Raw genomic sequence first — 21,467 nt, forward strand, 5'->3', positions numbered from 1 at the left:
TCAGTTGTTCAGACGTGCCAAACCTGGCAATTCCTACACTACCGGATCTGGGCGTTGCAGGCTGTTGCTCTCCAACTCGTAGCGCAACTCTTCAATCAGTGCGGCCACCGATTCAGGTGTCTGCAACATGGCCAGGTTCAAAGCGCTGACCACCAGGTCTACCTGCCCGGATACGGGGTGGTAGAGCTTGATCGTCAACGAGTGATCGCCGGTAATATTGCACTCACAGGCCAGTGGCGAAAATGTCCGCTCCAGCTGCGTGCGCAGTTGCGACACATGAATCATTGCGGCTGGCCCGCGCAGCAAACGGCTGTGGCGATGATATTTGGGTAGTGCATGAATGTTCCTTTAGCGACTTCAAAAGGCTGGCGAACGATCCGAAGATAGTTTTTCGCAACCCCTAGATTGGCGGCAGAGCTTCCTTGCCAGAACATTAATTTGCACCAAATGGCTTAGTGCATTTGTACCTTACCTATGCCCTTTAGTTGGCCATGCGCCGGAGAACAGCCCGCGCTCCCGCGCCCAGACAATCGCCCCGCTGCGACTGTGCACATCGAGCTTGGAATACACCGTTGCCACATGGTTACGAACGGTGTTCGGCGCCAGTTTCAGGCGTGCAGCGATTTCCTTGTCGGCGAGGCCTTCGCAAATCAATTCCAGCACATCGCGCTCACGAGCAGTCAATTCGGCAAAGGACACGCTGGGCAGTTGCGGCGAGTTGAAGCTCTTCACGTTGGCGAGTTTTTCGATCAGCGTGCGACTGAACCATGACGCGTCTTTCATCACTTCTTCAATCGCCGCCACGAGCTCCAGTTCTGTGCGTTTGCGTTCGGTAATATCCATCAACACCAGCAGGAAACACGGGTTGTCCTGGATGTTCACGGTGTCCGCCGACACTGCACATTCGATCAGTTCGGCGTCTTTCTTGCGGACTTGCACGTCGATGCGATCCAGTCTTCCGGTTTTCTCCAGTGCAGCAAACAGTTTTGCACGCGCGCCCTTGTCATGAATGAAGTCGATTTGCGCGATGCTCTTGCCCAGCACTTCCTCACCGCCATATCCGAGTGTTTCGAGGAATGCCTCGTTTACATCCATCACTACTTGATCAGCGGCACTGCACACCAGAATCGGCACCGGCGTCAGTCGAAAGGCCTTGGCGAAACGCTCTTCGCTCTGGCGCAGGGCAATTTCGGCCTTGTGCCGGGGCTCCATGTCCACGAAAGAAAACAGCATGCAGGCTTCTTTGTTCAGCTCCAGCGGTTGGCCGGCGACGATCACTTGTTTGTTACTGCCATCGGCCAATCGCAGTTCGGCCTGCATCTGCGGGATGGTCGCGCCCTCGCGCAGACGCTGTTTGGCCAAGTCTTTGTTTTCGGCCTGATCCAGTACGTCCAGTTCATAGGTGGAGGTGCCGATCACTTGATCACGTGCATAACCGGTCATTTCGAGGAAGCCGGGATTGACCTTGATGTAGCGCAAATCACTGAGGCGGCAGATCACCGCCGGGGCCGGGTTGGCGTTGAAAGTCTTTTCGAATCGCTGCTCTGCACTGGCCCACTCGGTGACATCGGCCATGATTAACACCAATGCTTCCGGCTCACCTTGGCTGTCGGTCACCACCAGGCTGCGCACGCGGTGAACCCAGGCGTGTTCATCGTCATGGGCCGGGGTCAATTCGACCAGCACATCGCTGAAGGTCTCCCCGCGAGCGACGCGGCTGACGGGATAATTGTCGGTCTGTACCGGGTGATTGTTGCGATAGCGCAAAGCGAAGCGTTTGGCGTACTCCTTGGCATTGGCCCCTAAATCACCGATCCGCTCGACGCCGTGCATGGCCAGAGCGGCGTCGTTGGCCCAGACAATCGTCTGATCAAGCTCCAACAGAATCACCCCGTCGGACAAACCGGTGATGATCTGCTGCAACTGACGGCGGCTGGTTTCAGTGGTCAGGGTGTCCTGGTTCATTGGATCTCCACACGTGCGATGGAGCTTGTAGGCCCCTTGTGAAGATTACGACCGCACGGGTTCATGAACGTGCAGCCGGACACCATTCACGTAGGAGCTGCCGCAGGCTGCGATCTTTTGATCTTATAAAATCAAGATCAAAAGATCGCAGCCTGCGGCAGCTCCTACAGGTTGGGTTTTGTTTTCAGGCCGCTTTTTTTCCACTCGCGATCGCCGCCGAAGCCGCCAGCATCGCCCGCAACAGCACCGCACACCCGGCCGCCAGGTCATCCGGCGCAGCGTTTTCGATTTCGTTGTGGCTGATGCCGCCTTCGCAGGGCACGAAGATCATCCCGGCCGGGCCGAGTTCGGCGAGGAAAATCGCGTCGTGCCCTGCTCCGCTGACAATGTCCATGTTTGACAGACCCAAACCTTGCGCCGCGCCACGGACGGCGTCGACGCAGCCCTTATCGAAGTACAGCGGCGGGAAGTCGGCAGTCGGCGTCAGTTCGAAGGTCAGGCCGTGTTCTTCGCAGGTGGCTTCGATGACTGCGCGGACTTCGGCGATCATCGAGTCCAGCCTCGCTGGTTCCAGATGACGGAAGTCGAGCGTCATGCGCACTTCGCCCGGGATGACGTTGCGTGAACCGGGATAGGCTTGCAGGCAGCCGACAGTGCCACACGCGTGAGGTTGGTGGCCGAGGGCGGCGCGGTTGACCGCACCAACAATCACCGAGGCACCGACCAGGGCGTCTTTGCGCAGATGCATCGGCGTCGGGCCGGCGTGGGCTTCAACGCCGCGCAGTTTCAGGTCGAACCATTTTTGCCCGAGGGCGCCCATGACGACGCCGATGGTTTTACGTTCGTCTTCGAGAATCGGGCCTTGCTCGATGTGCGCTTCGAAATAGGCGCCCACGGCGTGACCGCTGACTTTGCGTGGGCCCGCGTAACCGATGGCGTTCAGCGCTTCGCCGACGGTCACGCCTTCGGCATCGACTTTGGCCAGGGTTTCTTCGAGGGTGAATTTTTCCGCGAATACACCGGAGCCCATCATGCATGGGGCGAATCGCGAGCCTTCTTCGTTGGTCCACACCACCACTTCCAGCGGTGCTTCGGTTTCCACGCCGAGGTCATTGAGGGTGCGCAGCACTTCAACGCCGGCGAGCACGCCGAAGCAGCCGTCGAACTTGCCGCCAGTGGGTTGCGTGTCGATGTGGCTGCCGGTCATCACCGGCGGCAGGTTCGGGTTGCGGCCGGGACGTCGGGCGAAAATGTTGCCGACGGCGTCGATGCTGACGGTGCAGCCCGCTTCTTCACACCATTTGACAAAAATGTCCCGGGCCTGGCGGTCGAGATCAGTCAGGGCCAGGCGACAGACGCCACCTTTGACTGTAGCGCCAAGCTTGGCCAACTCCATGAGCGACTGCCACAGTCGGTCGCGGTTGATGTGCTGATGGGTGGACTGCAGAACGTCTACGGCTGCGTTCATGGTGATCTCCTCAAGCTGTTGTTATGGTTTATCTCAGGCAATTCTCGGGTGTCCTTGAGGCTGCCATCGCTGGCAAGCCAGCTCCCACAGGTTCTAGGTGTCCCACACAATGGCGGACGCCGCGATCCTTGTGGGAGCTGGCTTGCCAGCGATGAGGCCCGTGCTCACACCGCAGATTTCGCAACTGACGGACTGGGCCGCATCGCGCACAACCCGTAATAAATCAGGCCACCCAGGGCCGAGCCGGTAAACCAGCCATAGCTGTAGAACCAGCTGAATACATCGCTGCCAAGGGACAGCAGCGTCAACACCACCGGCACACCGAATGCGAGAAAGCCGTTCCAGTTCCACGCCGGGTACACGTCGTCGCGATAGAGCCCGGCGAGGTCCAATTGCTGTTTCTTGATCAGGAAGTAATCCACCACCATGATCCCGGCAATCGGCCCAAGCAGGCTGGAATAACCCAGCAACCAGTTGGAATAGACCGTTTCCAGGCTGACGTCGGAAACAATCAGGCCAAGTTTTTTCAGCAGTTCATGGCCCATCAGCACCAGGCCGACAAACCCGGTGAGCAGTACCGCTTTGGTCCGGTTGATCACCTTGGGTGCGATGTTCTGGAAGTCGTTGGTGGGCGAGACGATGTTGGCCGCCGTATTAGTCGACAGCGTGGCGATGATGATCAGCGCCATGGCCACTGCCACCCAGACCGGGCTCTGGATATGGCCGATCAACGTCACCGGGTCGGAGACGGTCACGCCCACCAGTTTCACGGACGCAGCGGTCATCACCACGCCGAGCGCGGCGAACAAGAACATGGTCAGCGGCAAGCCGATGATCTGCCCGACAATCTGGTCCTTCTGGCTTTTCGCGTAACGACTGAAGTCCGGGATGTTCAGCGACAACGTCGCCCAGAACCCGACCATTGCGGTCAGCCCGGCAGCGAAGTAACTGACCACGCTGACCCCTTCCGGGCGCTTGGCCGGAATCGCCATCAGCTCGGTCATCGACACATTCGGCATGGCCCACAACAACAGCCCTACCCCCACCAGCACCAACAGCGGCGCCGACAGGGTTTCCAGCCATTTGATCGACTCGGCACCGCGAATCACCACCCACAAGTTGAGCGCCCAGAACACCATGAAGCCAATGACTTCACCGGTCCCGCCGAGGGATTTCCAGCCCTCGAACACCGAGCCCAGGAACAGATGTATGGCGAGGCCGCCGAACATCGTCTGGATACCGAACCAGCCGCACGCCACCAGGGCGCGGATCAAACACGGGATGTTCGAGCCGAGGATGCCGAAGGACGAGCGCAGCAACACCGGAAACGGGATGCCGTACTTCGTGCCGGGGAAGGCGTTCAGGGTCAGGGGGATCAGTACGATGATATTGGCAAACAGAATCGCCAGCAGCGCTTCGCCGACGCTCAGACCGAAGTACGCCGTCAGCACGCCGCCGAGGGTATAGGTCGGCACGCAGATCGACATGCCGACCCACAGTGCGGTGATGTGCCATTTGTTCCAGGTTCGTTCGCGCACCTTGGTCGGTGCCATGTCGTGGTTGTATCGGGGACTGTCGAGGACGTCGCTGCCGGCTTCCAGCTCAAACAAGCCGTCGCGCTCGGTCTCTTGCGATCTGATCTGTTGCATGGCCGCTCCACTGTTCTTTGAATTATTTTTTGCTCATCGGGGGCTGGCGATATCAATAAACGTGCCGGGCGCCCCGATTTCGCATCGGGCAGTTCCATAACCAATCTGTAACCAACTGATGTTTATCAGTTTTATTACTTCAACTATTCAGTCCCCCGGTTACTTGTCTTGCCACTCAGGCCGAATGCCAGCCAAGTTGTCCGAACAGTCAGGACTCAATCTGGTGCACTGATCTTTTTTTCAAAGTTGCGCATCAACCATAGACCATCCTCAAACGGCTGATTTCACATAAGAAATCTTGACCATATTTAGATCCTGTCAAGTGCGTCAAAATGGTGAGAGGCCTCACCATTTTGGTGAATATGCTATTTAGTTGTTATTTATCAATCAGTTAAAACAGTCATAAGCTTATAAAAATTATTCTTGCTCATTCGCATAACTCAGACTAGCGTTTATTCCTGACAGCGATGACAGGAATACACCTCTTCGCGCTGGCTTCATATAAAACACCTAGAACCGGCATCAGCCGGTCATGCCTGCGAGGAACTCGGAATGTCTCTGTTGATCCGTGGCGCTACCGTTATTACCCATGATGAAAGTTATCGCGCCGATGTGTATTGCGCAGACGGCGTGATCAAAGCCATCGGCGAAAACCTCGACGTTCCCGTCAGTGCCGAGATACTCGACGGCAGCGGCCAATACCTGATGCCAGGTGGCATCGATCCTCACACCCACATGCAACTGCCCTTCATGGGCACTGTGGCCAGCGAAGACTTTTTCAGTGGTACGGCAGCGGGACTTGCCGGTGGCACCACATCGATCATCGATTTCGTAATTCCCAATCCGCAGCAATCCTTGATGGAGGCATTTCATCAGTGGCGCGGCTGGGCAGAGAAGTCGGCGTCCGATTACGGCTTCCACGTCGCCATTACCTGGTGGAGCGAACAGGTCCGCGAAGAAATGGCCGAGTTGGTCAGCCATCACGGGGTCAACAGTTTCAAACATTTCATGGCCTACAAGAACGCGATCATGGCGGCCGACGACACCTTGGTGGCGAGTTTCGAGCGCTGCCTGGAGCTGGGCGCGGTGCCGACTGTGCATGCGGAGAACGGCGAACTGGTATTTCACCTGCAACGCAAACTGATGGCCCAGGGCATGACCGGGCCGGAAGCACACCCTTTGTCGCGCCCTTCGCAAGTGGAAGGTGAAGCAGCGAGCCGGGCGATCCGCATTGCCGAAACCCTCGGTACGCCGTTGTACCTCGTTCACGTCTCGACCAAGGAAGCCCTCGACGAAATCACCTATGCGCGCGCCAAGGGCCAACCGGTCTATGGCGAAGTATTGGCCGGGCATCTGCTGCTGAACGACAGCGTCTACCGCCATCCGGATTGGCAGACCGCTGCCGGTTATGTAATGAGCCCGCCGTTTCGCCCCATTGGCCATCAGGAAGCGCTTTGGCATGGCCTGCAGGCGGGCAACCTGCACACCACGGCCACTGACCACTGCTGTTTCTGCGCGGAACAAAAAGCGGCGGGCAAGGATGATTTCAGCAAGATCCCGAATGGCACGGCGGGCATTGAAGACCGCATGGCCGTGCTCTGGGATGAAGGGGTGAACACTGGGCGCTTGTCGATGCAGCAGTTCGTCGCCCTCACCTCCACCAACACCGCGAAGATTTTCAACCTCTACCCGCGCAAAGGTGCGATCCGTGTGGGTGCCGATGCCGATCTGGTGCTGTGGGACCCGCAAGGTACGCGGACGATTTCGGCGAAGACTCATCACCAGCAAGTCGACTTCAACATCTTCGAAGGCAAGACCGTGCGCGGCGTGCCCAGTCACACCGTCAGCCAGGGCCGGGTAGTTTGGGCCGATGGCGATTTGCGGGCTGAGCGCGGCGCCGGGCGCTACATCGAACGGCCGGCGTATCCGGCGGTGTTTGATTTGCTGAGCAAGCGCGCCGAGTTGAATCAGCCAGTGGCTGTGAAACGCTGAAAGCGGCCTTCGGCCTATCGCTGGCAAGCCAGCTCCTACAGTTGAAATGCGATCCCCTGTAGGAGCTGGCTTGCCAGCGATGAGGACCGCACAGACACCGCAATAACAATGCCCACCAGAGGCAGTACCTCCATTACCGTGAGGCCCACACCGTGATCAAGACCCTGACCCACCTCCCGCATCCCTACGAGAACGCGGCCGTGCTCGCCAGCCATTTCACCGATCTGGCGCCGCCGCTCAACGATCGCCAGGCCCACCTGGAAGCCTCGCGCTGTCTGTATTGCTACGACGCGCCGTGCGTGAATGCGTGCCCGAGCGAAATCGATATCCCGTCGTTCATCCGCAACATCCACCAGGACAACGTGCAAGGCGCGGCGCAGAAAATCCTTTCGGCGAACATCCTCGGCGGCAGTTGCGCCCGGGTCTGCCCAACGGAAATCCTCTGCCAGCAGGCTTGTGTACGCAACAACGCTCACGAGTGCGCACCGGTGTTGATCGGTCTGTTGCAACGCTACGCGGTGGACAATGCGCATTTCAGCGAACACCCCTTCACCCGTGCAGCTGCCACCGGCAAGCGCATTGCCGTGGTCGGTGCCGGTCCGGCCGGCTTGTCCTGCGCACATCGCAGTGCCATGCATGGGCATGACGTGGTGATTTTCGAGGCAAAGGAAAAGGCCGGTGGCCTTAATGAATACGGAATCGCCAAGTACAAACTGGTGGACGATTACGCGCAGAAAGAATTGGATTTCCTGCTGGAGATCGGCGGGATCGAAATCCGTCATGGGCAAAAACTCGGCGAAAACTTGACCCTCAGCGAACTGCACCAGCAATTCGATGCCGTTTTCCTCGGCCTGGGCCTGGCGGCGAGCAAGCAATTGGGCCTGGCCCATGAAGAGGCGCCGGGCCTGGTGGCCGCCACCGACTACATCCGCGAACTGCGTCAGGCGGATGATTTGACGCAATTGCCGATGGCCGATCACTGCATCGTGCTCGGCGCCGGTAATACCGCCATCGACATGGCCGTGCAAATGGCGCGCCTGGGCGCCCACGACGTCAATTTGGTATATCGCCGTGGCGTGGAAGACATGGGCGCGACCCATCACGAGCAAGACATCGCCAAAGCCAATCAAGTGCGCCTGTTGACCTGGGCGCAACCGGAAGAAGTGTTACTCGATGATCGCGGTCAGGTGCGCGGCATGCGTTTCGCGCGCACGCATCTGGTGGAAGGTCGCCTGCAAACCACCGGCGAAACCTTCGAACTGGCCGCCGATGCAATCTTTAAAGCCATCGGCCAAAGCTTCGATTCCAGCGCACTCGCCGATCCATTGGCCCGAGAACTAAAGCGTCAGGGCGATCGCATTCAGGTCGACGAAAATTTGCGCACCAGCATCCCCGGTGTTTATGCGGGCGGCGACTGCACCAGCCTCGATCAGGACCTCACCGTGCAAGCCGTGCAACATGGCAAAAAAGCCGCCGAAGCGATCAACGCTCAACTGATGCTCAACGTGGAGGCCGCATAAATGGCCGATCTCTCGATTGTCTTCGCTGGCATCAAATCCCCCAACCCGTTCTGGCTGGCCTCCGCGCCGCCGACCGACAAAGCCTACAACGTGGTCCGCGCCTTCGAGGCCGGCTGGGGTGGCGTGGTCTGGAAAACCCTGGGCGAAGACCCGGCGGCGGTCAACGTGTCGTCACGCTACTCGGCGCACTTCGGGGCCAACCGTGAAGTGTTGGGTTTCAACAATATCGAACTGATCACTGACCGTTCGCTAGAGATCAATCTGCGGGAAATTACCCAGGTCAAAAAAGACTGGCCGGACCGTGCGTTGATCGTTTCCTTGATGGTGCCCTGCGTCGAAGAATCGTGGAAACACATCCTGCCCTTGGTGGAAGCCACCGGCGCCGATGGCATTGAGCTGAACTTCGGTTGCCCCCATGGCATGCCGGAACGCGGCATGGGCGCAGCGGTCGGCCAAGTGCCGGAATACGTCGAACAGGTTACCCGTTGGTGCAAGACTTATTGCTCGCTGCCAGTGATCGTCAAACTCACGCCGAACATCACTGACATCCGCGTCGCTGCCCGCGCGGCGCACCGTGGCGGCGCCGATGCGGTTTCGCTGATCAACACGATCAACTCGATCACCAGCGTCAACCTGGAGCGCATGGTCGCCAATCCCATGGTCGGCAGCCAGAGCACCCACGGTGGCTATTGCGGTTCGGCGGTGAAGCCTATTGCGTTGAATATGGTCGCCGAAATCGCACGTGATCCGCAGACCCAGGGCCTGCCGATCAGCGGAATCGGCGGCATTGGCAACTGGCGTGATGCGGCGGAATTCATCGCGCTGGGCAGCGGTTCGGTACAGGTGTGCACGGCGGCGATGCTGCATGGTTTCCGGATTGTCGAGGAGATGAAGGACGGGTTATCGCGATGGATGGACAGTCAGGGTTACGCCAGCATTTCCGAATTCTCCGGGCGCGCGGTGGGCAACACCACGGACTGGAAGTACCTGGACATCAACTATCAGGTGATTGCGAAGATTGACCAAGAGGCGTGCATCGGTTGCGGTCGTTGCCACATCGCTTGCGAAGACACCTCGCACCAGGCGGTGGCCAGCGTCAAGCAAGCGGACGGCACGCACAAGTATCAAGTGATCGATGATGAATGCGTGGGCTGCAACCTGTGTCAGATCACCTGCCCGGTGCAGGATTGCATCGAGATGGTGCCGATGGAGAACGGCAAGCCGTTTCTGGATTGGAATCATGATCCGAGGAATCCGTACCACGTCAGTCCTTGAGACTCGCGGAGCTTGAGCTGACGCCATCGCGGGCAAGCCCGCTCCCACAGTGGTTTCTGTCGTACGCAAATGTCGTGTACACCAAGATACCTGTGGGAGCGGGCTTGCCCGCGATGGGGCCGGTCGCCGCACCGCTGGACTCTAAGGCTCCAACCCAATCCCCCGCAAAATCACACTCGTCACCGTCTGCACCGCGCGTTCGAACTGCATGTCCGACAGCGGTTGGTGGTCATTGAGAATGTTCACCTGGTGATCGAAGTCGGCGTAGTGCTGGGTCGAGGCCCAGATCATGTACAGCAGGCTCGAAGGCTCCACCGGCAGGATGCGTTTGTCATCCACCCACTGGCGGATTTTCGCTTCCTTCATCTTGGCCCAGTCGTACAGGCTGGCGTCGAGTTTCTCGCCCAGGGTCGGTGCGCCGTGGATGATTTCGTTGGCCCAGACTTTCGAGCCATAAGGACGGCTGCGGGAGTGGTTCATCTTGGCGCGGATGTAGCTGCTGAGCACCACGCGCGGATCGTCGAACATCTCGAAGCACAGCGCGTCCTGCTTCCACACTTCCAGCAAATCGAACAGCACGGCGCTGTACAACTCGGTCTTGGTGCTGAAGTAGTAATGCAGGTTGGAGCGCGGCAGTTGCACTTCGGCAGCGATGTCGGCCATGGCGGTGCTGCCAAAACCTTTTTCGGCGAAGACCTTCTCAGCCCCCAACAGAATTTTCTCGACGTTACTGCGACGAATCTCGATCTTGTGATTGCCCATGAGGGCTCCCTGACGACAACCTTGATCAAGACTAGCATCCGCTCTACCTCGCGGCGACAGGGGAAAAGCAAACTTCGTACAACCGGTGCCTGACAGCTAAACTGACGCCCACTTCGAACCTGCCGCTGAGGGATTCATCGATGCTTATCAAGAACACCCTGACCACTGCCGCCCTGCTCGGCTCGCTCTTCTGTGCGTCATCGGTTTTTGCTCACGCCCATCTGAAAAGCCAGACACCCGCCGCCGACAGCACCGTTAGCGCACCGGCGGAACTGAGCCTGACGTTTTCCGAAGGGGTCGAAGCGGACTTCAGCAAAGTCACGATCAGCAAGGACGGCGCTGACATTCTGGTAAAAAGCCTGGTCACCCAAGGCGACGAAAAAACCACTCTTGTTGTCACGCCGGCGGTGCCGTTGACGGCTGGCAGTTACAAGGTCGAATGGCACGTCGTGTCGGTCGACACCCACAAAAGCGAAGGCGCCTACGGCTTCAAGGTTGGCCAGTAACCCATGACGAGCGCGATGGTGTTGTGTCGGTTCCTGCATTTCACCGTGGTGCTGATGTTGTTCGGAACGTGGGTGTTTCGGCCGCTGCTCCTGGGTCGTGCAACCGCGCTTGATCAGCCCTTGGCGCGCATTGGCCATTGGCTGGCGGCAGTGGCGCTGGCCAGCGGCATCGGTTGGTTACTGCTGGTCGCCGCCAGCATGGCCGGTTCGTGGGATGCGGCGTTCGAGCCATCGACCTTGCGCCTGGTGTTGTCGCGTACCTTTTTTGGTCAGGTCTGGAGTTGGCACCTGCTGTTCAATGCGTTACTGCTGGTATTGCTGCTGACATCGCTGTGTGCCAACGTACCCCGCCTCCTCCTCAGCAGCCTGTTACTGGCGACTTTGGCCCCCATTGGCCACGGCGCAATGCTCGATGGCATCGAAGGCCAATTGCTGATCCTCAATCAACTGATTCACCTGGCGTGCGTAGGCGCCTGGCTCGGTGGGTTGATGTTGTTGGTGATGATCCTGCGGCGACCTGCCGGGCATTCCATCAAGGCGCTGTTACGGCGATTCAGCGGCGTCGGCTATGTCTTGGTGGCGGGTTTGCTGATCAGCGGATTGATCAACATCCGGGTGCTTACCGGCGCCTTGTGGCCCACGCCGTTGTTGTCAGGTTTTGCCTTGATTCTGCTGATCAAGGTGTCACTGGTTGTCGCTATGTTGGGATTGGCGCTGTTCAACCGGTTGCGGATCAACCGCTGCGAGCAGCGCCTGACGGTGTTGCGTAGAAGCGTAATTGCGGAATGGTTACTGGGCATTGGCGCAGTGGCAGCGGTTTCGTTGCTGGGGACATTGCCGCCCATGATCGTTTAGCTGACCCTTCCTAAAAGATCGAAGCCTCGTTGCACTCGACAGCTCCTACAGAAGCAGCGCACACGCCGGTCTCCTGTAGGAGATGCCGAAGGCTGCGATCTTTTGATCCTGCCGTTCCCTACGCCCATCAGGTCATCGTATAACTTCTGATTGACAACCCTGAAACACCTCGCAAATAATCGCCCCAATGTTGTACGACGACGTATAACGAAAAATAACAAAAAAAGAATGGAGCGTCATAGTGAGCAAGCTCGTCCGCAATTCCTCTGCCCGAACCCCACGTCCATCCTTCGCCCGCCGCAACACGCTGAGCCTTATCGGTTGCAGCAGCCTGATGCTCGCCTTGCCAATGACCAGCCAGGCCGAAGGTTTCACCGATGACGCCAAGGCCACGCTGAACCTGCGTAACGCCTACATCAATCGAAACTACACCAACCCTGCCTACCCTCAGGGCAAGGCTGAAGAGTGGACGCAAAACTTCATCCTCGATTCCAAGTCAGGCTTCACCCAAGGCCCGGTCGGCTTCGGTGTGGATGTGCTGGGGCTCCTTTCGGTCAAGCTCGATGGTGGCAAAGGCACCGGGGGCACGCAGTTGTTGCCGATCCATGGTGATGGCCGTCCTGCCGACAGCTTCGGCCGCCTGGGCGTGGCGCTCAAAGGCAAGATTTCGAAGACCGAACTGAAGGTCGGTGAATGGATGCCAGTGCTTCCGATCCTGCGCTCCGATGACGGCCGTTCGCTGCCACAAACTTTCCAGGGCGGCCAGGTGACTTCCACCGAAATCAGCGGCCTGACCCTCTACGGCGGCCAGTTCCGCAAGAACAGTCCGCGCAACGATGCGAGCATGGAAGACATGTTCATGAACGGTAAATCGGCGGCGTTTGCCTCGGACCGTTTCAACTTCGGCGGCGGCGAATACGCCTTCAACGAAAAACGCACCCAGATCGGTGTGTGGTACGCCGAGCTCAGCGACATCTACCAGCAGCAGTATTTCAACCTGAGCCACAGCCAGCCCATCGGCGACTGGACTCTCGGTGCCAACCTCGGCTACTTCATCGGCAAGGAAGACGGCAGTGCCCTGGCCGGCGATCTCGACAACAAAACCGCCTTCGCCCTGCTCTCGGCCAAATACGGCGGCAACACCTTCTATGTCGGCCTGCAGAAACTCAGCGGCGACGATGTCTGGATGCGGGTCAACGGCACCAGTGGCGGCACCCTGGCCAACGACAGTTACAACTCCAGTTATGACAACGCCAAGGAGAAATCCTGGCAGGTGCGCCACGACTACAACTTTGTCGCGCTCGGCGTTCCCGGCCTGACCCTGATGAACCGCTACATCAGCGGCGACAACGTGCACACCGGCACCATCACCGACGGTACGGAATGGGGCCGCGAATCGGAACTGGCCTACACCGTACAGAGCGGTCCGCTGAAGAGCCTCAACGTCAAATGGCGTAACGCGAGCATCCGCAAGAGCTTCAGCACCAACGAGTTCGATGAAAACCGGATTTTCATCAGCTACCCGATTTCGTTGCTGTAAGGCGTTTTTTGCCGGCACATAAAATCTGTGGCGAGGGAGCTTGCTCCCGCTGGGTCGCGTAGCGGCCCCCTGCAAGCTTCAGGAATAATGAGGCGTCTGGATTTGCGACTGCTGCGCAGCCAAGCGGGAGCAAGCTCCCTCGCCACGGGGGGTACTGTTGTGACCAATGACCCTCCGTCAATTTCCACCAAAGTCGCGTTGACAAGACCCGGAAAGCCTTACGATACTTCGGCATAGTCGTACGACAACCTACAACGAATTCAAAACAATAACCGATGTCCAGGATTCCCATGACGAACACTGCTACCGCCCGCACTCCTTTTAATCGCCTGCTGCTGACCGGCGCCGCCGGTGGCCTCGGTAAAGTCTTGCGCGAAAGCCTGCGCCCTTACGCCAACGTCATTCGCCTTTCAGACATCGCCGACATGGCCCCGGCCATTGATGACCGCGAAGAAGTCGCGCCTTGCGACCTCGCGGACAAGCAAGCCGTGCATCAACTGGTTGAAGGCGTCGATGCGATCCTGCACTTCGGCGGCGTTTCGGTAGAACGTCCGTTCGAAGAAATCCTCGGCGCCAACATCTGCGGCGTATTCCACATCTATGAAGCGGCTCGCCGTCACGGCGTGAAGCGAGTGATCTTCGCCAGTTCCAACCATGTTATCGGCTTCTACAAGCAGGACGAAGTCATCGACGCCCACTCCCCTCGCCGCCCGGACAGCTACTACGGTTTGTCCAAGTCCTACGGCGAAGACATGGCCTCGTTCTACTTCGATCGCTACGGCATCGAGACTGTCAGCATCCGCATCGGCTCCTCGTTCCCGGAACCACAAAACCGCCGGATGATGAGCACCTGGCTGAGCTTCGGCGACCTGACCCAACTGATCGAATGCGCCTTGTACGCCCCGAATGTCGGTCACACCGTGGTCTACGGCGCCTCCGACAACAAGAACGTCTGGTGGGACAACCGTTACGCCACAGCCCTGGGCTATGCACCGCAGGACACCTCTGAAGTGTTCCGTGAAAAAGTTGAAGCCCAGCCGATGCCTGCTTCGGATGACCCGGCCATGGTTTACCAGGGTGGTGCGTTCGTTGCGTCCGGCCCGTTTGGCGACTGATCACCGCGCTTCACTTGATCCCAAACAACAAGACCAAGGGAATGAGTTGCCATGCAAGCCGAATTGATTGTCGATGCCCGCAATGCGGTCGGTGAAAGCCCGGTCTGGGTCCCCGAGGAAAACGCCCTGTACTGGGTGGATATTCCTGCCGGGGGCCTGCAACGCTGGAATGCTGAAACCGGTCATGTGAATGCCTGGAAAACCCCGGAAATGCTTGCGTGCATCGTTCGTCATCCGGATGGCGGCTGGGTCGCCGGCATGGAGAGCGGGTTCTTCCATCTACACCCGAACAACGATGGCAGCCTCGACAGCGAACCGCTGGCCTCCGTCGAGCACGCCCGCCCCGACATGCGCCTGAACGATGGTCGTTGCGACCGTCAGGGACGTTTCTGGGCCGGCAGCATGGTGCTCAACATGGGCGCCAATGCCGCAAACGGCACCCTCTATCGCTACAGCGCCGGCGAACGTGGGCCGGTGGCTGCTCAATTGGGCGGCTTCATCGTGCCCAACGGCCTGGGATTCAGCCCGGACGGGCGCACGATGTACCTGTCCGATTCTCATCCTTTGATTCAGCAAATCTGGGCGTTCGACTACGACATCGACAGTGGCACGCCGTCCAATCGCCGGGTATTCGTCGACATGAACAAATTCTGCGGCCGGCCCGATGGCGCCGCTGTCGATGCCGACGGCTGCTACTGGATCTGTGCCAATGACGCCGGGCTGATTCACCGCTTTACGCCTGACGGTCGCCTTGATCGCTCCCTCACCGTACCGGTTAAAAAACCCACCATGTGCGCCTTCGGTGGCAGTCGACTCGACACCCTGTTCGTGACCTCGATTCGCCCCGGTGATGACCATGACGAACAATCACTGGCCGGTGGCGTGTTCGCCCTCGACCCCGGCGTCAAAGGTTTACCGGAACCCGTTTTCAACGCTTCGCTGTAACCGCTTCTGTCGTAACCGCTTGTGCTGCACCGCTGCGCCTTTGAATACAAAAATAACAAGACTGGAGACACACCCCATGGACTTCAAACGCACCTTGCTCGCCGCTGCACTCCCGCTGACCTGCACGCTCGCCCTCACCCTCAGTAGCGCCGCCCACGCGCTGGAAATCAAATTCGCCGACATCCACCCCGCCGGCTATCCGACCGTAGTCGCCGAGGAACAACTCGGTAAAACCCTGGTGGCCGACAGCAACGGCAAACTGACTTTCAAGATGTTTGCCGGCGGTGTGCTCGGCTCGGAAAAAGAAGTGGTCGAACAGGCCCAGGTTGGCGCCATTCAGATGGCCAGGGTCAGCCTCGGCATCGTCGGCCCCGTGGTGCCGGACGTGAATGTGTTCAACATGCCGTTCGTGTTCCGCGACCAGGCGCACATGCGCAAAGTCATCGATGGCGACATCGGCGATGAGATCCTCGGCAAAATCACCAATTCCGAATTCGGCCTGGTGGCCCTGGCCTGGATGGATGGCGGCACGCGCAACATCTACACCAAGAAACCGGTGCGCAGCCTCGAAGACCTAAAGGGCATGAAGATTCGCGTGCAGGGCAACCCGATGTTCATCGAAACCATCAACGCCATGGGCGGTAACGGCATCGCGATGGACACCGGCGAAATTTTCAGTGCGTTGCAGACCGGCGTGATTGACGGCGCCGAAAACAACCCTCCAACCCTGCTCGAACACAACCACTACCAGAACGCCAAATTCTACAGTTTGACCGGGCACCTGATCCTGCCTGAACCGATCGTGATGTCGAAAATCACTTGGGACAAACTCACTCCCGAGCAACAGACATTGGTGAAGAAAACCGCCAAAGCCGCACAGGCTCAGGAACGCACCCTCTGGGACGCGAAGTCGGCCAGCAGTGAAGAAAAACTCAAGGCTGCCGGCGTCGAGTTCATCACCGTCGACAAAAAACCTTTCTATGAGGCGACTGCCTCGATCCGCGAAAAATACGGCGCACCTTACGTCGACCTGATCAAGCGTATCGAAGCCGTTCAGTAATCCTCCCTGCATTCAAGAAAGGCCCGGCGCCACGGACGTTTGAAGACGTCCGTGCGCGCCCGGTTACGGTGGAACCCGATGAAGAATCTGCTGCTACGTTTCAATGACAAGCTCTACATGACCTGTATCTGGGTCGCCGGGCTCTCCGTACTGGCCATTGCGCTGATCATTCCCTGGGGCGTATTCGCCCGTTATGTGCTCGGGACCGGCTCCAGTTGGCCCGAGCCCACTGCAATCCTGCTGATGATGGTTTTCACCTTCATCGGTGCAGCAGCCAGCTATCGCTCCGGCTCGCATATGGCGGTAGCGATGCTCACTGATCGCATGCAGCCCAACATGCGCAAAGTCATGAGTGTGTTTGCACAATTGCTGATGGCGACCATCAGCCTGTTCATGGCGATCTGGGGCACCAAGCTTTGCTTGTCGACCTGGAACCAGTTCATGAGCGCCCTGCCGACCCTGCGCGTCGGTATCACCTACATGCCGATTCCGGTTGGCGGCGTGTTGACGCTGATTTTTGTCCTGGAAAAACTCTTGCTCGGTGACCAGAGCAACCGTCGGGTCGTGCGTTTCGACCACGTTGAAGAAAACGAAGGGGCTGCCTGAATGGACGCTTTTATTCTGTTGGGCAGCTTTATCGCGTTGATCCTGATCGGCATGCCAGTCGCGTACGCGCTGGGGCTATCCGCGCTGATCGGCGCGTTCTGGATCGACATTCCGTTCCAGGCGCTGATGATTCAAGTCGCCGGGGGCGTGAACAAGTTTTCCCTGCTGGCGATTCCGTTCTTCGTGCTGGCTGGTGCGATCATGGCCGAAGGCGGCATGTCTCGCCGTCTGGTAGCGTTTGCAGGTGTGCTGGTGGGTTTCGTGCGTGGTGGCCTGTCGCTGGTCAACATCATGGCGTCGACCTTCTTCGGTGCGATCTCCGGTTCTTCGGTGGCCGACACCGCGTCGGTCGGCTCGGTGCTGATCCCTGAAATGGAGCGTCGCGGCTATCCGCGTGATTTCGCCACCGCGGTCACTGTCAGCGGTTCGGTTCAGGCCCTGCTGACGCCACCCAGCCACAACTCGGTCCTCTATTCGCTGGCCGCTGGCGGCACGGTGTCGATTGCTTCGCTGTTCATGGCCGGCGTGGTACCGGGCTTGCTGATGAGCGCGTGCCTGATGGTGCTGTGCCTGATCTTCGCCAAGAAGCGTGACTACCCGAAAGGTGAAGTCATTCCGATGCGCGAAGCGCTGAAGATATGCGGCGAAGCGCTGTGGGGCCTGATGGCGATGGTCATCATCCTGGGCGGTATTCTCTCCGGCATTTTCACCGCGACCGAGTCGGCGGCCATCGCCGTGTTGTGGTCGTTCTTCGTGACCATGTTCATCTACCGCGACTACAAGTGGAGCGAGTTACCGAAACTGATGCACCGCACGGTGCGGACGATTTCGATCGTGATGATCCTGATCGGCTTTGCCGCCAGCTTCGGCTACATCATGACGCTGATGCAGATCCCGGCAAAAATCACCACGATGTTCCTGACCCTGTCGGACAACCGTTACGTGATCCTGATGTGCATCAACGTCATGCTGCTGTTGCTCGGCACGGTGATGGACATGGCGCCGCTGATCCTGATCCTCACGCCGATCCTGATGCCGGTGATTCTCGGCATTGGCGTGGACCCGGTACAGTTCGGCATGATCATGTTGGTCAACCTGGGGATTGGATTGATAACACCGCCAGTGGGCGCGGTACTTTTCGTGGGGTCTGCCGTGGGCAAAGTCAGTATTGAATCAACCGTGAAAGCCCTGCTGCCGTTCTACGGCGTACTGTTCCTGGTGCTGATAGCCGTGACTTACATTCCCGCGCTGTCGCTGTGGCTGCCGCATTTGGTGTTGTAAAGAAGACCGGCAAACTCCCTGTGGCGAGGGAGCTTGCTCCCGCTGGGGCGCGTAGCGGCCCTGTAATCCTTCAGATATACCGTGTCGTAGGATTCACGACTGCTGCGCAGCCGAGCGGGAGCAAGCTCCCTCGCCACAAAAGCCCATTGAACCAATGACCTCACGATGACAATGACACTCGAGCTTGAAGACGAATTCACCCACCTCACCCTCGCCCCCGAACTCGGCGCGAGCATCGTCAACTGGACCGTGCGCAACAGCGGTCAACCGCTGTTACGCCATGCTGACGACCATGCACTGAACACCGGCCTGCCCGGCAAACTTGGTTGCTTTCCTTTGGTACCGTGGTCAAACCGTATCGCCGAGGGCGGCTTCGATTGCCCGGATGGCTGGCAGTCGCTGACGCCCAACAGCCTCACCGATCCTTTGCCGATTCACGGCAGCGCGTGGCAGCAGCCATGGCAAGTGGTTTCCCATGCATCGAACGAAGTGGTCCTTCAACTCGACAGCCAAACACCGTTCGCCTATCGCGCCCGGCAACGTTTCCACCTGAGCGAAGGTCGGTTGAGCATCGAATTGCAAGTGACGCATTTAGCCGACCGCGCCGCGTGGCATGGGCTCGGATTGCACCCATATTTTCCGCGCACAGAGAACACGCGATTGCAGGTGAAGGCCGAACAGGTCTGGTTGTGCAACGCGTCCAAGCTGCCAACGCAACGGGTCGCGATACCTGGCGAATGGGATTTCCAGCAAACGAAGGCGTTGCCAGAGACGCTGGTCGACAACGGTTTCTGCGATTGGGATGGGCATTGCCTGATTCAGCAACCGGATCTCGGCTATGAACTGGAGTGCCAGGCCAGCGGCAGCGATTACTACCTGCTCTACTGCCCGGCGGGCCTGGCGTTTTTCTGTATCGAACCGGTCAGTCACCCGGTCAATGCGCATCACTTGCCGGGTCGTCCGGGGCTGCGTTTGCTGGAGCAAGGTCAATCGGCTGAGCTGACGTTCAGCCTGCAATACCGGGCGCTGTAACCCTCAGGCGCGAATCAGCATGTAGACGGCGACGACCAGGCAGACGCTGGCAAACCCGACCTGCAACGCCCGCGCCGGCACCCAGGCGCAGAGCTTGCGGCCAATGATCATGCCGACGATGCTGGCGACGATGAAGGCAACGCCCAAATTATCGATGCGTACCCCGGCGTGCAACGCGCCGATCACGCCGATGGCCGAGATCAGACTGATGACCATCAGGGACGTGGCGACGATACCGCGCATCTGCACGTCGGTCAGCTGTTTGAACGCTGGGACGATCAGAAAGCCGCCACCCACGCCGAGCAACCCCGAAACCACGCCAGTCACCGCCCCGAGGGCTGCCAGGGTCGCGGTGCATTTGGCAGTCCAGGAAAAGCGTCCTGTCTGCTGATCGAGCATGCAGTTTTTCTGCCCCCAGTTGGCGTGACCGTGGTCGCTCGGCCCTTCGTCCTTGCGTTCACGACGCAACATCCGCCCGGCCACCATCACCATCAGCAGACTGAACAGGATCATCAGGATTTTTTCCGGCAACTGATGGGCGAAGTAGATGCCTAGCGGCGAGAAAACCGCCCCCAGCAATGCGATCAACATCGCCGCGCGATAGCGCACCAGTCCGTGGCGAAGACCATCGATGGCCCCGACCGCCGCCGCGCTACCCACCGCGAACAGCGCGACGGGCGCCGCCGTGGTCATGCTCCAACCCAAACCCAGCACCAGCGCCGGCACGGCAAGAATGCCGCCCCCGGCACCGGTCAACCCAAGCACCATCCCCATCACCACACCAAAAAAACTCGCCAGCAACATAAAACGCTCGTGATCCGTGTAAAAGCCGGGAACGCCCGGTATCGATTGAATGACAGGATAGAGCCCGCTGCACTTTTTTCCTGCATGGATTTTGACGCGGGGCTGGTCAACGCAGGGACAATGAAACTAACCTCATGGCTTAACCAGACAGAAACAACCAACATGCCTGCCTTGATTGAAGCCTTCCTCGACCCCGCCTCGTCAACCTACAGCTATGTAATCTACGAGGCCGATGGCGGGCAGTGCGCGATCGTCGACCCGGTGCTCGATTACGACCCCACTGCGGGTCGAACGACTACCGCCCAGGCCGACAAGATCATCGCCTTCGTTCGCGAACACCAGTTGCAGGTTCAGTGGCTACTGGAGACGCACGCCCACGCCGATCACCTGTCCGCCGCGCCTTATTTGCGGCGTGAACTGGGTGGCAAGATTGCCATCGGCCAATCGATCTGCAAGGTGCAGAACGTGTTCAAGACCCTGTTCAATCTTGAACCGGAGTTTTGCATTGACGGTTCGCAGTTCGATCATCTCTTCGCCCCGGATGAATCTTTCCGCATCGGTAATCTGAAAGCCACGGCCCTGCATGTACCGGGTCATACACCGGCGGACATGGCATACCTCATCGACGGCGACGTGATTCTGGTAGGCGATACGCTGTTCATGCCGGACGTCGGCACCGCGCGTTGCGACTTTCCGGGCGGCAATGCCAACCAGATGTTCAGTTCGATCCGTAAACTGCTGGCCTTCCCTGCCAGCGTACGCCTCTACGTTTGCCATGATTACCCGCCCGAGGCCCGTGAACCCTGCTGCATGACCACGGTGGGCGAGCAGCGCAAAAGCAACATTCATGTGCGCGATGGTGTCGACGAGGCGGCTTTCGTTGCCATGCGTACCCAGCGTGATGAGGGATTGGGGATGCCGACGCTGCTGCTGCCGGCGATTCAGGTCAATGTGCGGGCCGGGAATTTTCCACCGGCCGAGGACAATGGCGTGACTTACCTGAAAATCCCCCTGAACAAATTCTGAGCCCCGAACCAACCGTATTGGCTAAATCAAATCTGTAGGAGCCGGCTTGCTGGCGATGGCGATCTC

Annotated in this window: 19 protein-coding genes; 13 read left to right on the forward strand and 6 right to left on the reverse strand. The window is 58.9% G+C overall.

Annotation, left to right across the window (positions count from 1 at the left end; translation table 11 throughout):
* Positions 1-33: 33 nt before the first annotated feature.
* The 4 genes from KGB21_RS10435 to KGB21_RS10450 all read right to left on the reverse strand — a co-directional run bounded on the left by KGB21_RS10435 (position 34) and on the right by KGB21_RS10450 (position 5,082).
* Positions 34-285 (reverse strand): DUF1652 domain-containing protein, encoded by a 252-nt coding sequence (locus tag KGB21_RS10435; RefSeq protein WP_223505067.1) that lies wholly within the window; start codon positions 283-285, stop codon positions 34-36.
* Between the two features lie 183 nt (positions 286-468).
* Positions 469-1,965: a PAS domain S-box protein gene (locus KGB21_RS10440; protein WP_223505068.1), complete on the reverse strand. Its 1,497-nt coding sequence runs from the start codon at positions 1,963-1,965 to the stop codon at positions 469-471.
* Positions 1,966-2,149: 184 nt separating this feature from the next.
* On the reverse strand, positions 2,150-3,433 hold the full coding sequence (locus KGB21_RS10445) for a Zn-dependent hydrolase (RefSeq protein WP_034148853.1): 1,284 nt from the start codon (positions 3,431-3,433) through the stop codon (positions 2,150-2,152).
* Positions 3,434-3,597: 164 nt separating this feature from the next.
* Positions 3,598-5,082, reverse strand: coding sequence for an NCS1 family nucleobase:cation symporter-1 (locus tag KGB21_RS10450; protein ID WP_223505069.1), 1,485 nt, complete (start codon positions 5,080-5,082; stop codon positions 3,598-3,600).
* 552 nt (positions 5,083-5,634) lie between these two features.
* Here KGB21_RS10450 and hydA point away from each other — a divergent pair.
* From hydA to preA, 3 genes are all read left to right on the forward strand, one after another.
* A complete protein-coding gene (gene hydA / locus KGB21_RS10455) occupies positions 5,635-7,074 on the forward strand; it encodes a dihydropyrimidinase (RefSeq protein WP_223505070.1) in 1,440 nt (479 codons plus the stop codon).
* Between the two features lie 152 nt (positions 7,075-7,226).
* The gene (locus KGB21_RS10460) at positions 7,227-8,594 is read left to right on the forward strand and encodes an NAD(P)-dependent oxidoreductase (RefSeq protein WP_223505071.1); all 1,368 of its coding nucleotides are present in this window, start codon (positions 7,227-7,229) and stop codon (positions 8,592-8,594) included.
* Positions 8,595-9,869, forward strand: coding sequence for an NAD-dependent dihydropyrimidine dehydrogenase subunit PreA (gene preA, locus KGB21_RS10465; protein WP_034148857.1), 1,275 nt, complete (start codon positions 8,595-8,597; stop codon positions 9,867-9,869). It begins immediately after the preceding gene.
* Positions 9,870-10,010: 141 nt separating this feature from the next.
* Here preA and KGB21_RS10470 read toward each other — a convergent pair whose 3' ends face one another.
* Positions 10,011-10,631, reverse strand: a complete 621-nt coding sequence (locus KGB21_RS10470) for a TetR/AcrR family transcriptional regulator (protein WP_034148858.1) — start codon at positions 10,629-10,631, stop codon at positions 10,011-10,013.
* Positions 10,632-10,771: 140 nt separating this feature from the next.
* On the opposite strand from KGB21_RS10470, the gene copC reads away from it, so the two are divergent.
* The 9 genes from copC to KGB21_RS10515 all read left to right on the forward strand — a co-directional run bounded on the left by copC (position 10,772) and on the right by KGB21_RS10515 (position 19,571).
* Positions 10,772-11,137: a copper homeostasis periplasmic binding protein CopC gene (gene copC / locus KGB21_RS10475; RefSeq protein ID WP_223505072.1), complete on the forward strand. Its 366-nt coding sequence runs from the start codon at positions 10,772-10,774 to the stop codon at positions 11,135-11,137.
* 3 nt (positions 11,138-11,140) lie between these two features.
* Positions 11,141-11,992: a copper homeostasis membrane protein CopD gene (gene copD, locus KGB21_RS10480; protein WP_223505073.1), complete on the forward strand. Its 852-nt coding sequence runs from the start codon at positions 11,141-11,143 to the stop codon at positions 11,990-11,992.
* A 241-nt stretch (positions 11,993-12,233) separates the two neighbouring features.
* Positions 12,234-13,532: an OprD family porin gene (locus KGB21_RS10485; RefSeq protein ID WP_034148861.1), complete on the forward strand. Its 1,299-nt coding sequence runs from the start codon at positions 12,234-12,236 to the stop codon at positions 13,530-13,532.
* Positions 13,533-13,822: 290 nt separating this feature from the next.
* The gene (locus tag KGB21_RS10490; protein ID WP_223505074.1) at positions 13,823-14,647 is read left to right on the forward strand and encodes an NAD-dependent epimerase/dehydratase family protein; all 825 of its coding nucleotides are present in this window, start codon (positions 13,823-13,825) and stop codon (positions 14,645-14,647) included.
* Between the two features lie 51 nt (positions 14,648-14,698).
* On the forward strand, positions 14,699-15,592 hold the full coding sequence (locus KGB21_RS10495) for an SMP-30/gluconolactonase/LRE family protein (protein WP_223505075.1): 894 nt from the start codon (positions 14,699-14,701) through the stop codon (positions 15,590-15,592).
* Between the two features lie 76 nt (positions 15,593-15,668).
* The gene (locus KGB21_RS10500) at positions 15,669-16,652 is read left to right on the forward strand and encodes a TRAP transporter substrate-binding protein (protein ID WP_034148864.1); all 984 of its coding nucleotides are present in this window, start codon (positions 15,669-15,671) and stop codon (positions 16,650-16,652) included.
* Positions 16,653-16,730: 78 nt separating this feature from the next.
* Complete coding sequence (locus tag KGB21_RS10505; protein WP_034148865.1) at positions 16,731-17,258, forward strand: TRAP transporter small permease; 528 nt, start codon at positions 16,731-16,733, stop codon at positions 17,256-17,258.
* Entirely contained in the window at positions 17,259-18,539 is a 1,281-nt protein-coding gene (locus tag KGB21_RS10510) for a TRAP transporter large permease (protein WP_223505076.1), read from the forward strand.
* 165 nt (positions 18,540-18,704) lie between these two features.
* Positions 18,705-19,571 (forward strand): aldose 1-epimerase, encoded by an 867-nt coding sequence (locus KGB21_RS10515; RefSeq protein WP_223505077.1) that lies wholly within the window; start codon positions 18,705-18,707, stop codon positions 19,569-19,571.
* 3 nt (positions 19,572-19,574) lie between these two features.
* Here KGB21_RS10515 and KGB21_RS10520 read toward each other — a convergent pair whose 3' ends face one another.
* Entirely contained in the window at positions 19,575-20,375 is an 801-nt protein-coding gene (locus KGB21_RS10520; RefSeq protein WP_223505078.1) for a sulfite exporter TauE/SafE family protein, read from the reverse strand.
* Positions 20,376-20,537: 162 nt separating this feature from the next.
* Between KGB21_RS10520 and KGB21_RS10525 the strand changes: the two genes are divergently transcribed.
* Entirely contained in the window at positions 20,538-21,401 is an 864-nt protein-coding gene (locus tag KGB21_RS10525; RefSeq protein WP_034148869.1) for an MBL fold metallo-hydrolase, read from the forward strand.
* Positions 21,402-21,467: the final 66 nt, after the last annotated feature.

The sequence above is a fragment of the Pseudomonas sp. GL-RE-29 genome (genome assembly GCF_019947275.1).
Classification (GTDB): Bacteria; Pseudomonadota; Gammaproteobacteria; order Pseudomonadales; family Pseudomonadaceae; genus Aquipseudomonas; species Aquipseudomonas fluorescens_A.